This window comes from Trichococcus ilyis (genome assembly GCF_900109135.1).
GTDB lineage: Bacteria > Bacillota > Bacilli > Lactobacillales > Aerococcaceae > Trichococcus > Trichococcus ilyis.
The window spans coordinates 22058-33857 of sequence record NZ_FNYT01000032.1 but is presented as its reverse complement, the minus strand read 5'-3'; the positions used below and the strand labels follow the sequence as shown (position 1 = coordinate 33857).

Below are 11800 nucleotides of genomic sequence, written 5' to 3'. Positions count from 1 at the left end.
CCACGGGGTTAGCCTAACGAGAATCTGACCGATAGGTCGGAGTTTTTAGGAATCTCCCACCTCTAAGCATAAGCATAGGTGGGAGTAGTTCAATTTTTTCTTTCTTCCAGCCAAACACAACCGATCGTCTGCGATGCCGGCAAAATGGCCTGATAGCGGCCGTGGTTATCGTAGGCCTTATAGAAAAGCTTGCCGTACTCGTTGTGCCCGTAAGCATAGACGACCACCCAATGGTTTTTGTACTTGCTGTTGAAAAGCCGCGTCGTTCCCACGATGACCGGGACCGGCTCCGGGCGATCCAGCAGCGCCGGAACGATTTTTTCCGTGATGAGCCCCGATTTGACAGTCCAATCCGGAATGTCCTTCAGCAATGCTTTCAACCCGTGCTGCACATCCCAGAAAAAAGTCCCTTTGTAGGGCAGAAATTCGTCGACGACCGTCAGCAAGCCCGCCAACAAAATATCCTTATCCAAGGAATGCTTGTATTTCTGCAGAACGGCATCATGCACCAGTACGGCGCTGCAGTAGGTTCCGCAGATACCCGGGCTGCCGCTGTTGATCCAGTTGCGGTATTTCACGAAACGCGACGGTCTGAGGCCATGCCATTGCTTGGGCAAATTCTGTTTGGCTTGCGGCTTTTTCTCTTTCTGGTTTGAAGTCATGGCAAATTCCTTTCTGATCGATACGGGTTTTCCGATTCCCCCATTATACACCCTGTCAGCTGAATAGATGGAAAAGGATGCTCACGGCCCCCGAAACCAGTATCAGCCAGATCGAATCGATTTTCGTGGCCCTGAGCGCATACAGTGCCGCCACGAAGATGGCCACCGCCAGGAAATTGATGGTGATCCCGCCTACCGCTGTCCCGCCGGATTGGAAGAGCGCCGCCACAAACAGCGACAGCCCCGCCGCGGCAATCAAGGCCACAACAGCCGGCCGCAACCCGCCAAGGATCCCCTGCATGACTTTGATGTCACGGTACTTATAGTAGGCCCACGCCAAAATCAGCGACAGGATGATCGACGGTGTGACCGTACCGACCGTCGCGATGATCGCTCCCGCAAAACCGCCCACCTTTGTCCCGACGAAAGTCGCCGAATTGATGGCGATCGGGCCCGGCGTGATCTGCGAAATCGTGATGATGTCGGTGTATTCCTGCATCGTCAGCCAGCCTTGATTTGTGACGATTTCATCCCGGATCAGCGGCAAGGATGCGTAACCGCCGCCGATCGTGAACAGCCCGATTTGGAAGAACGACCAGAATAATTGCAGATAGATCATTTGCCCACCCCCATCTTCGCCCGGTAGCTCAAGTTGATGAAACCGATCAGCCCGGCCAGGAAAATGATCAGGACGACATGCACATCGAAGAAATAGGATGCGATGAATGCGGCCAACAGCAACAGCGTGTTCACGACGTCCCGTTGTTTGGCGACGCCGCTGACCATGCCGATGACGACATTGACGATGACCGCCGCCACACCTGCCTGCATCCCGACCATCAAAGCATCCACAATCGGATTTTCACGGAAATTCATGTAAAAATAAGAAATGATTGTGATGATGATCAGCGGTGGCGCAACCGTGCCGAAGACAGTCACCAATGCCCCCAACAATCCCGCCACCCGGTAGCCGACCAAAATGGACGTGTTGACGGCGATCGCACCCGGCGCGGACTGGCCCAAGGCAACCAGATCGAGCATTTCGTCCGCCTCGATCCACTTGAGTTCCTCCACGAATTTTTTTTGCATCAACGGCACGATGACATAACCGCCGCCGAAAGTGAATGCGCTCAGCACGAACGTTGCTTTGAAAAGCATCCAAAACAATCGGCCTGACTTTTCTTTATTAACCAAAGCGTCTCCCCACCTCTTGATTATTATTTTCAACCCATATACCTTTGATTCTACCAAAGTTGGCAATCGATGTAAAAAGAACGATTCTGCGGATGCTTGTTGTAAATGGTCTCGGGCCTGGTTGGGCCACGATCGCCCCAATAGGATTTTCTTAAGATTGTTCAAAATAAATTGAAAATGCCCAGGCTTCGTGTATAGTTATAATAGAACATTTGCATAATATAGAACTATTTTTTGAGGAGTGAATCACTATCGAAGCTTGGATTCAAAGCATTATGGAACAATTTGGCTACTTCGGTGTAGCATTTCTGATTATGATCGAAAATCTTTTTCCGCCGATCCCTTCTGAAGTCATCCTGACTTTCGGCGGGTTCATGACAACCACTACGGAACTGAACATCCCTTTGATGATCGTCGCCGCCACAATCGGCGCAGTGGTCGGGGCCGCGATCCTTTACGGTCTGGGTACCCTTTTGGACGTCGAAAGACTGGACAAAATCGTCGACAAGTACGGCAACATTCTGCGCATCACGCACGCTGACATCCACAAAGCGGATTCCTGGTTCGATCGCTACGGCTTCTGGACGGTTTTCTTCTGCCGTTTCGTGCCGTTGATCCGGAGCCTGATTTCTTTGCCGGCCGGAATGGCGAACATGAACTTCGGCCTCTTCCTGGTGTTCACGACTGTCGGAACCGTCATCTGGAACACCGTCCTGATCTACTTGGGCGCGGCGGTCGGCTCGCAGTGGGAGACGATCGTCCACTACATGGACATCTACTCCAACATCGCTTATGTCATCCTTGGCATCATCGGGATTGCCGTCATCATCTGGTATATCCGCAAACGCAAACAGCCTGTCAAAGCTGATTGATCAGCCTGGCCATCCTCCATCCGGAAGATGGCTTTTCTTGTTTTTCGGGCGAAATGTCGTATACTAATAGTAAGAAAAACAGAACCGGATAGCCAGTTTTCCTGAACGGTCACTTGCGGTTAATATACAGAAAGAAAGGGATCTTATTATGAAATTTACTTTTACCGATTCCGCCATCGCGGAAATCCAAAAACGCTACGACCTCAAGGACATCAGCCTGTTCTATGCGGTCGGCGAAGATTGCGGTTGCCCGTCCACCGGCATCTTCATGCTGAAGGTCAATGATGCCGGAATGGCGGAATACGATGCCGTCATCGAGACGAACATCGGACCGGTCCCGGCCCAAAAATGGGCATTGGTTTTCCTCGACAGCGACAATGTAGTCGATTTTAACGAACGCTTGCGCGCCTTCCAATTGAAGAGCGAGCGCGGCTTCCTGAACATGAACCTGTTGCTGGAGCAGACCGTCGCACAATAAGCAACGCACATACAGCGAACAGCCCCCGCCAATCCATTGCTGATGGATAAGCGGGGGCTGTTCTTTTCAAGAAAACCGATCAGTATTTCACTTTGATCACTCTGGCGGCGCGCACTTCATCCAGTCGTCTGACCGATGTCCGGTGCGGCGCTCCGGTGACGGTTTCCGGCGCTTCGGCGGCTTCGCGCGCGATTGCGATCAGTGCATCAGCGAAGTCATCGAGCGTTTCCTTGCTTTCGGTTTCCGTCGGTTCGATCATCAAAGCTTCCTCGACGATCAGCGGGAAATAGACGGTCGGGGCGTAATAACCGTAATCCAGCAGGCGTTTGGCCATGTTCAATGTCCGCACGCCGCCCTTCTTCTGCCGGTTGCCGGAAAGCACGAATTCATGTTTGCAGATGACCGGGTACGGCGTGTCGAAATCGTTCTCGAGCAGCTTGCGCAGATAGTTCGCATGCAGCACGGCGCTCTCGGAAACTTTGCGCAGGCCGACCGGACCCATCGTGCGGATGTAGGTGTAGGCCCTGACGAGCACACCGAAATTGCCGTAATAGCCTTTGACCGGACCGATCGAAGCGGGATGATCGCTGTTCAGCACATAGCCGGTTTCCGTCTGCTCCACTCGCGGAATCGGCAGGAACTCCTTCAGGTAGGCCTTTACGCCGACCGGACCGGCTCCCGGGCCGCCGCCGCCATGCGGCGTGCTGAAGGTCTTGTGCAAATTCAGGTGGACGATATCGAAGCCCATCGTTCCCGGCGTCGTTTTGCTGAGGATGGCATTCAGGTTCGCGCCGTCGTAATACAGCAGCCCGCCGGCCCCGTGGATGATTTCAGCGATCTGGACGATGTCGCGTTCGAACAGCCCCAGCGTATTCGGATTCGTCAGCATCAAGGCGGCAGTCTGGTCGTCGACAGCGTTGCGCAACGCTTCGAGATCGACCAAACCTTCAGACGTCGACGGGATGCTCACCACATCGAAACCGGCGATATGGGCACTGGATGGATTGGTCCCATGGGCGCTGTCCGGCACAAAGACTTTCGTGCGCTGCAGCTCGCCGTTTTTCTCATGGTAGGCCCGCACCATCATCAAGCCGGTCCATTCCCCGTGCGCTCCGGCTGCCGGCTGCAAAGAAACGCCGTCCATGCCGGTGATGACCGCCAGATCTTCCTGCAGTTCGTGCATTAATTGCAGTGCGCCCTGCACGGTTTCCACCGGTTGATACGGATGGATATTGGCGAAGCCGTCCAGGCGGGCGGTCACCTCATTGATTTTCGGATTGTATTTCATCGTGCAGGAGCCCAGCGGATAAAAGCCGTTTTCCACGCCGAAGTTGTCCTGGGAAAGGTTGGTGTAATGGCGCATCAGCTGCAGTTCGCTGATTTCCGGCAGTCCGGCCGGCTCTTTGCGGACAAGATGCTCCGGCAGTTTGGCTTTGAAGTCCGTTTTCGGGACGTCGCTCTTCGGCAGGCTGTAGCCGACGCGGCCCGGACGGCTCAATTCAAAGATTACCTTTTTCGTTTTACGCATGGCTTATACCCTCCAATACCGCAATGAATCGGTCGATTTCTGCCTTCGTGCGTTTTTCGGTGGCGCAAACCAACAGCTGATTCGGCTTCTTATAGGTTTCCGCCAAGCTGTAGCCGCCGATGATGCCCGCCTCGAGCAAAGCTTGGTTCGCTGTTTCGGCAGGGAAAGGCAGATCGATGACGAACTCATTGAAGAACGGCGCTTGGTTCAGGATCGCGAAGCCTTTTTCCTGCAAGGTTTGGGCAAAATAAGCCGCTTTGTCGACGTTCAGCTGCGCCATTTCCTGAACGCCCTGTTTCCCGAGGGCCGCCATGCAGACGGCGGATGCCAACGCGTTCAAGGCTTGGTTCGAGCTCATGTAGGAAGTCGCTTTTTCGCGGCGGATATGCTGCTCCCGGCTTTGGAGCGTCAGCACGAAAGCGCGCTCGCCATCGGCATCGACCGTTTCCCCGACGATCCGGCCGGGAACTTTGCGGATATGCTTCTGGTTCACGGAGAAGTACCCGCAGTGCGGGCCGCCGAAGGACATCGGCAAACCGAAAGGCTGCGTGTCGCCGACAACGATGTCCGCACCCAACTTGCCTGGCGCTTCCAGGATCCCCAGCGCCAACGGATTGGCCATCACGATCAGCAGCGCGCCTTTGTCTTCAGCGATTTTTTTGACGACAGCCAAATCTTCCACCGAACCGAAGAAATTCGGGTACTGGACGACGATCGCGGCCGTATCCGGCGTCGTCAGGCAGCGCGTCACATTGAAGTTGGTGACATCCTTCTCCATCAACACTTCGATGACATCCAGTCCGCGGCCTTTTGCGGCAGCGTGGACGACGGCGCGGGCGTTCGGATGGACCGCCTGCGAAAGCACGATTTCGTTCCTTTTCGTGACTGCCGCGGCCAAGCCGACCGCTTCGCTCAAGGAAGCGAAGCCATCATATAAGGAAGAGTTTGTCGCTTCCATCCCGGTCAGTTCGCTGATCATCGATTGGAATTCGAAAATCGCCTGCAGCTCACCCTGGCTCGCTTCCGCCTGATAGGGCGTATAGGCCGTGTAGAATTCCGATCGCGAAATCACCGCATCGACCACGCTCGGGATGTAATGATCATAGGTGCCGGCGCCCATGAAGATCGGCATCTGCCCGGCGCTGACGTTTTTTCCGGCCAAAGCTTTCATCTGCTTCAATAGTTCCGATTCGGAAACGGCAGCCGGAATCGCCAATTCTTCCTTGAGGCGGATCGCTTCAGGGATGTCCGTGAACAGATCATCCATGCTTTCGACGCCGATGACCGCCAGCATTTCCTTTTCGTCTTCGGCTGTATCCGGTAAATAACGGAATTGCTCCTCAGTCATCTTATGCCTCCTCCTCGGCCACGAAGGCTTCGTATTCGTCGTAGCTCAACAATTCATCCAATTCGTTTGCGTCGCTCAGGCGCATTTCGTACATCCAGCCGCCTGCAAAAGCTTCCGCATTGACGGTTTCCGGCGCATCGGCCAAAGCTTCGTTCTGTTTGATCACTGTTCCGGAGACCGGCGCATAGACTTCCGAGACGGATTTCACGGACTCGACGGTGACCGCTTCGTCCCCTTTGGCCAATTCCGCATCCAAATCCGCCACAAAATCCACGAACACGATGTCGCCCAGCTGTTCCGCCGCATACTCGGTGATGCCGATGCGCACCGTATCTTCCGTAATTTTTTCTACCCATTCATGCTCTTTCGTGTAATGAAAATTTTTGTGGTCTGCCATTTTGATCATCCTTCCGCGCCGTGCGCTGGTTTATTTCGTTCTTTTATAAAATGGTTTCGGTATGATTATCGCTTTGATGCGTTTGTTGCGTATTTCGATCTCGATCTCCGTGCCGATGGCGGCCGCTTCCGCTTTCAGCAAAGCCATCCCGATGCTTTTTTTCAGAGTAGGCGACTGCGTACCGGAAGTGACGATGCCGATTTCCGCCCCTTCCGCCGCGAAAACTTTGTATCCTTCGCGCGGAATCCCCCTTTCAGTGGCTTCGAATCCGACGATCTTTTCGGCCGGTCCGCTTTCGCGGATTGCCGCCAAAGCAGTTTTGCCGATAAAATCGTGCGTTTTTTTCGTTTTGACCGCAAAGCCCAGTCCGGCCGCCAATGGATTGATCTGCTCCGACAACTCATGCCCGTAGAGCGGCATGCCCGCTTCCAGGCGGAGCGTGTCCCGGGAACCGAGTCCGCAAGGCAGCAGCCCGTAGGTTTCCCCGGCAGTCAGCAATTTTTTCCACAACGACTCGGTCCGGTCAGCCGCAAGATACAGTTCGAAGCCGTCTTCGCCGGTGTAGCCGGTCCGCGAAATCAGCACATGCGGAATGCCCGCCACTTGCTGGTCAGCGATGAAATGGTAATTCCCGATGGCATCCAAATCCGCGTCAGTCAGTTCCCTCAGGATTTTGGCGGCTGCCGGACCCTGCAGGGCGAGCAAGCCGATGCTGTCGGAAATATTGTTGAGGAGCGCTGCCGACCGATTGTTTCCCTGCATCCATGCAAAGACTTTATCTGTGTTGGAAGCATTGCAGACCAGGAGATAGCGCGCTTCGTCCATTTTGAAAAGGATGATATCATCCACTGCCCCGCCGTCCGGATAACATATGATGTTGTATTGGGCTTGGCCGATGTCCATCGCGCTGACATCATTCGTCAGCAGCCCGTTCAGGTAGCCTTCCGCCTCACTGCCGGCGATTTCGATCTCGCCCATATGCGAACAATCGAACAGCCCGGCGCGTTCACGGACAGCCTCGTGTTCCGCAAGAATGCCGGAAAATTGGATCGGCATCTCCCAGCCGCCGAAATCGATCAGCTTCACGCCGTTCGCTTTATAATATTCAAATAATGGCGTGTGTTTGCCTGTTGTTGGTTCCTTCACGTACAAATCCCCCTTTTCCTCCTGGTTCCCGCATTTTTTGCGACCGTTTTTCGCATTCCGTCACATTAATGTGTAACCGTTTCACTTCCCTTTGTTATCTATTTTAGCATAGACAGCGGGCAAAACGTGCCCATGAGAGATCGTTCGCATAAGCCGCAAAATTATGCTCATAATAGCATGACTCATTTTGAAATACGAAATATATACTTACGTTAAAAACAAATTAACTAATGATCGTTCGCCTTTAGCTAAAAGTCGGCATTTCACTCAATTATTAACAGATTCTTAAAAAGATAGTTGTAAACAAGCCGAATAATGTGTAAAATGAATAATTAAAAAGATATTATTGGTTTCTCTCTCCAAATTTTCATATTTGGCTGAAACCACGAATCATTTTTAATCAATGCTTAAGAAATGTAATTGAATTCATTAAATCGGCGAGGTGGAAATATTGAAAAAAGTTTTGGTTGCAAATCGCGGCGAAATCGCGATACGTGTATTTCGTGCACTGACTGAACTGGGAATCCCTACTGTTGGCGTTTACGCGCAGGAGGATGAAGGTTCTGTGCACCGTTTTAAAGCAGATGAAGCCTATTTGGTCGGAAAAGGCAAAAAGCCTATCGACGCCTATCTGGACATCGAAGACCTTATCCGCATCGCTAAAGAATCCGGTGCAGACGGCATTCATCCAGGATATGGTTTCTTATCTGAAAATATCGACTTCGCAAGACGTTGCCAAGAAGAAGGCATCAAATTCATCGGCCCTTCATTGGAGCATTTGGACATTTTTGGCGACAAGATCAAAGCAAAAGTAGCTGCCGTGGAAGCAGGCATCCAGTCAATCCCTGGTTCGGACGGCCCGGTCGCAAACATCGACGAAGTGCTTGAGTTTGCGGAAACCTACAGCTATCCGATCATGATCAAAGCGGCTTTGGGCGGCGGCGGACGCGGTATGCGTATGGCCTTCAACGAACAAGAAGCCCGCGAAGGTTTCGAAAGAGCCCGCAGTGAAGCTCTGGCCGCATTCGGCAGCGACGAAATCTATGTCGAAAAATATATCCAAGACCCTAAACACATCGAAATCCAGATTCTCGGGGATGAGCACGGCAACATCGTTCATCTTTACGAGCGCGACTGCTCCGTGCAGCGCCGCCATCAGAAAGTTGTCGAAGTGGCACCTTGCGTTTCCATGTCGGATGAAGTACGCCATGAAATTTGCAACGCTGCCCTGCAATTGATGAAACACGTTGGCTATGTGAATGCCGGAACCGTTGAATTCCTTTTGGAAGGCGATCGTTTCTACTTCATCGAAGTGAATCCGCGCGTTCAAGTGGAGCACACAATCACAGAATTGATCACAGGTATCGATATCGTGCAATCACAGATCCTGATTGCGCAAGGTCAAGATCTGCACAAAGAAATCGGCATCCCGCAACAGGCCAATATCCCGTTGATCGGCGCTGCCATCCAATGCCGGATCACGACGGAAGATCCGTTGAACAATTTCTTCCCTGATACCGGAAAAATCAATACGTACCGTTCTCCAGGCGGCTTCGGTATCCGCTTGGATGCCGGCAACGGCTTCCAGGGCACGGTCGTAACGCCGTTCTTCGACTCCTTGTTGGTCAAATTATGCGTCCACGCTTCGACATTCGAGCAAGCCGTCCGCAAAATGGAACGTTCGCTGATCGAGTTCCGTATCCGCGGCGTGAAAACGAACATCCCGTTCATGTTCAACGTCATCACGCACCCGATTTTTGTGTCAGGTGACGCGAAGACAACGTTCATCGACACGACGCCGGAATTGTTCGAATTCCCGAAAACGCGCGACCGCGGTAACAAAACGATGCAGTACATCGGGAACATCACCGTCAACGGCTTCCCGGGCATCCAAAAAGGCCACAAGAAATTCTATGACAAGCCTCGGATCCCGACCGACCTTGTCGTTCCGGAACAGAAAATCATCACAGCCAAAAACATTCTGGATGAAAAAGGCCCTGCAGCCGTCAGCCAATGGATCAAGGACCAGGACCGCGTGCTCTTGACGGACACGACTTTCCGTGACGCGCACCAAAGCTTGTTGGCTACCCGCATCCGCACAAACGAAATGCAAGCAATCGCAGCCGAAACCCAAAAAGCGATTCCGCAATTGTTCTCTTCGGAAATGTGGGGAGGGGCTACCTTCGACGTTGCCTACCGCTTCCTGAGCGAAGACCCTTGGAAACGATTGAAGAAACTGCGCTCGCAGATGCCGGATACTTTACTGCAGATGCTGTTCCGCGGCTCGAATGCGGTCGGATACCAAAACTATCCGGACAACGGTCTGGAAGAGTTCATCAGACTTGCAGCCAAAAACGGGATCGACGTTTTCCGTATCTTCGACAGCCTGAACTGGACGAAGCAAATGGAAAAAAGCATCCAGTATGTGCGCGATAACGATAAGATCGCTGAAGCAGCCATCTGCTACACAGGCGACATCAATGACCCTGCACAAACGAAATACACGATCCAATACTACAAAGACATGGCCAAAGAGCTTGAAGCCTTGGGCGCGCACACCATCGCGATCAAGGATATGGCTGGCCTGCTGAAACCGCAAGCGGCTTACCGTCTGATCAGCGAACTGAAGGATACCGTCGATCTGCCGATCCATCTGCATACGCATGACACAAGCGGAAACGGCATCTACACGTATTCGGAAGCGATCAAAGCCGGCGTCGACATCGTAGACGTGGCCATGAGTGCCATGAGCGGTACGACCAGCCAACCGAGCATCAGCAGCTTGTATTACGCCCTTGAAGGTTCTGAGCATGCGCCGGACATCAACATCCACAACGTGCACAAAATCAACCGCTATTGGGAAGATATCCGCGACTACTACGAAGAATTCGAAGGTGGCATCCAGACGACTTCCACCGAAGTCTACGACCACCAAATGCCGGGCGGACAATACACGAACCTGCAACAACAGGCGAGCGCTGTCGGCTTGACCGATGAATGGGACAAAGTCAAAGAAATGTACGCTGACGTGAACAAAATGTTCGGCGACATCGTGAAAGTGACGCCATCCTCAAAAGTTGTCGGCGATATGGCCCTCTACATGGTCCAAAACAAATTGACCGAAGAAGACGTCTATGCGAAAGGCGAAACAATCGACTTCCCTGAATCAGTCGTCAGCTTCTTTAAAGGCGACCTGGGTCAGCCTACGGGCGGATTCCCTGAAAGACTGCAGGAAATCATCCTGAAAGGCAAAAAAGCCATCACGGAGAGACCAGGCAGCCTGCGTGAGCCGATCGACTTTGTTGCTTTGAAAGCCGAACTGGAGGAAAAAATCCAACGCACAGCCAGCGAAGAAGACGTCATCAGCTACCTGATGTACCCGCAGATTTTCCTGGATTACGTCGCAGTCTACGATAAGTTCGGCGATGTCACAAAACTTGACACCCCTACTTTCTTCCACGGCATGCGTACGGGCGAGCAGATCGAAGTCCAGATCGAAAAAGGCAAAACTTTGATCATCAAACTGAATTCGATCGGTGAACCTGATTCGGACGGGATGCGCATCCTTTACTTCGAATTGAATGGCCAAGGCCGCGAGATTGAAGTCAAAGACATGTCCATCACCAGCACGAAAGCGATCCGCAAAAAAGCCGAACCTACCAACAAAGAACACGTCGGCGCAACAATGCCTGGTTCTGTCTTGGAAGTTCTCGTCAAACGCGGCGACCGCGTAGCGCAAGGCGATCCGGTCGTGATCACCGAAGCGATGAAGATGGAAACGATGATCCGTTCCACGATCAACGGTGTCGTCGATCAGATCTATGTCATCGACGGCGATCAGATCGAAGCCGGCGATCTCCTGATCGAAATCGAATCAAAATAATACTTGCGGGGCTGCCTCACTTCGGGGCAGCCCTGTTCTTTCGGATGCCGCTGCCGCCTTTCCGGGAAACTTGGGCATTCGTCCGCGTCCCTTGACTCCGGTGAAGCACCTGTCCATCGTAGTTGACGCCCTGCTTATATGCTGGAACACCAGGGAAGCGGCCTTCATCGTATATGCAAGCTGCGAATGCTGCCTCAACTCCGGCGAAGGGGGGCTCACCGGAGTTGACGCTCCCCGGTGGCCCGGATTCCGGTCCGCTGTCCGGACAAAACTGTCACAAGGAGGAATCATT

10 protein-coding genes are annotated in these 11800 nt (G+C 52.9%); 3 read left to right on the top strand and 7 right to left on the bottom strand.

Annotation, left to right across the window (positions count from 1 at the left end; genetic code table 11):
• Positions 1 to 89: 89 nt before the first annotated feature.
• From BMX58_RS12540 to BMX58_RS12530, 3 genes are read right to left on the bottom strand one after another with little or no spacing between them, the layout of a single operon-like run.
• Positions 90 to 662, bottom strand: a complete 573-nt coding sequence (locus BMX58_RS12540; protein WP_068623332.1) for a dihydrolipoamide dehydrogenase — start codon at positions 660 to 662, stop codon at positions 90 to 92.
• Positions 663 to 717: 55 nt separating this feature from the next.
• Complete coding sequence (locus BMX58_RS12535; protein ID WP_068623333.1) at positions 718 to 1281, bottom strand: chromate transporter; 564 nt, start codon at positions 1279 to 1281, stop codon at positions 718 to 720.
• Positions 1278 to 1856: a chromate transporter gene (locus BMX58_RS12530; RefSeq protein ID WP_239420573.1), complete on the bottom strand. Its 579-nt coding sequence runs from the start codon at positions 1854 to 1856 to the stop codon at positions 1278 to 1280. The genes BMX58_RS12535 and BMX58_RS12530 overlap by 4 nt, the downstream gene beginning before the upstream one ends.
• A 275-nt stretch (positions 1857 to 2131) precedes the next feature.
• Between BMX58_RS12530 and BMX58_RS12525 the strand changes: the two genes are divergently transcribed.
• On the top strand, positions 2132 to 2728 hold the full coding sequence (locus BMX58_RS12525; RefSeq protein WP_204243788.1) for a DedA family protein: 597 nt from the start codon (positions 2132 to 2134) through the stop codon (positions 2726 to 2728).
• A gap of 148 nt (positions 2729 to 2876) precedes the next feature.
• Positions 2877 to 3206, top strand: a complete 330-nt coding sequence (locus tag BMX58_RS12520; RefSeq protein WP_068623335.1) for an iron-sulfur cluster biosynthesis family protein — start codon at positions 2877 to 2879, stop codon at positions 3204 to 3206.
• 79 nt (positions 3207 to 3285) lie between these two features.
• Here the strand turns inward: BMX58_RS12520 and gcvPB are convergent, their stop codons facing one another.
• The 4 genes from gcvPB to gcvT are packed head-to-tail and all read right to left on the bottom strand — an operon-like array spanning position 3286 to position 7625.
• Complete coding sequence (gcvPB, locus tag BMX58_RS12515; protein ID WP_068623336.1) at positions 3286 to 4734, bottom strand: aminomethyl-transferring glycine dehydrogenase subunit GcvPB; 1449 nt, start codon at positions 4732 to 4734, stop codon at positions 3286 to 3288.
• The gene (gene gcvPA, locus BMX58_RS12510; protein ID WP_068623337.1) at positions 4727 to 6082 is read right to left on the bottom strand and encodes an aminomethyl-transferring glycine dehydrogenase subunit GcvPA; all 1356 of its coding nucleotides are present in this window, start codon (positions 6080 to 6082) and stop codon (positions 4727 to 4729) included. Before gcvPA ends, gcvPB begins: the two co-directional genes overlap by 8 nt.
• A gap of 1 nt (position 6083) precedes the next feature.
• Entirely contained in the window at positions 6084 to 6479 is a 396-nt protein-coding gene (gcvH, locus tag BMX58_RS12505; RefSeq protein WP_068623338.1) for a glycine cleavage system protein GcvH, read from the bottom strand.
• A 30-nt stretch (positions 6480 to 6509) separates the two neighbouring features.
• Positions 6510 to 7625 carry a glycine cleavage system aminomethyltransferase GcvT gene (gcvT, locus tag BMX58_RS12500; RefSeq protein WP_068623365.1) on the bottom strand — a complete coding sequence of 372 codons (1116 nt, stop codon included), beginning with the start codon at positions 7623 to 7625 and terminating at the stop codon, positions 6510 to 6512.
• 451 nt (positions 7626 to 8076) lie between these two features.
• On the opposite strand from gcvT, the gene BMX58_RS12495 reads away from it, so the two are divergent.
• Positions 8077 to 11508 (top strand): pyruvate carboxylase, encoded by a 3432-nt coding sequence (locus tag BMX58_RS12495; RefSeq protein ID WP_068623339.1) that lies wholly within the window; start codon positions 8077 to 8079, stop codon positions 11506 to 11508.
• The last annotated feature ends 292 nt before the right edge of the window (positions 11509 to 11800 follow it).

Excerpts from the sequence above, each read along its gene's own strand:
- gcvH (WP_068623338.1), bottom strand. The coding sequence starts at position 6,479 with ATGGCAGACCACAAAAATTTTCATTACACGAAAGAGCATGAATGGGTA.
- BMX58_RS12540 (WP_068623332.1), bottom strand. The coding sequence starts at position 662 with ATGACTTCAAACCAGAAAGAGAAAAAGCCGCAAGCCAAACAGAATTTG.
- BMX58_RS12535 (WP_068623333.1), bottom strand. The coding sequence starts at position 1,281 with ATGATCTATCTGCAATTATTCTGGTCGTTCTTCCAAATCGGGCTGTTC.
- BMX58_RS12520 (WP_068623335.1), top strand. The coding sequence starts at position 2,877 with ATGAAATTTACTTTTACCGATTCCGCCATCGCGGAAATCCAAAAACGC.
- gcvPA (WP_068623337.1), bottom strand. The coding sequence starts at position 6,082 with ATGACTGAGGAGCAATTCCGTTATTTACCGGATACAGCCGAAGACGAA.
- gcvPB (WP_068623336.1), bottom strand. The coding sequence starts at position 4,734 with ATGCGTAAAACGAAAAAGGTAATCTTTGAATTGAGCCGTCCGGGCCGC.
- BMX58_RS12525 (WP_204243788.1), top strand. The coding sequence starts at position 2,132 with ATGGAACAATTTGGCTACTTCGGTGTAGCATTTCTGATTATGATCGAA.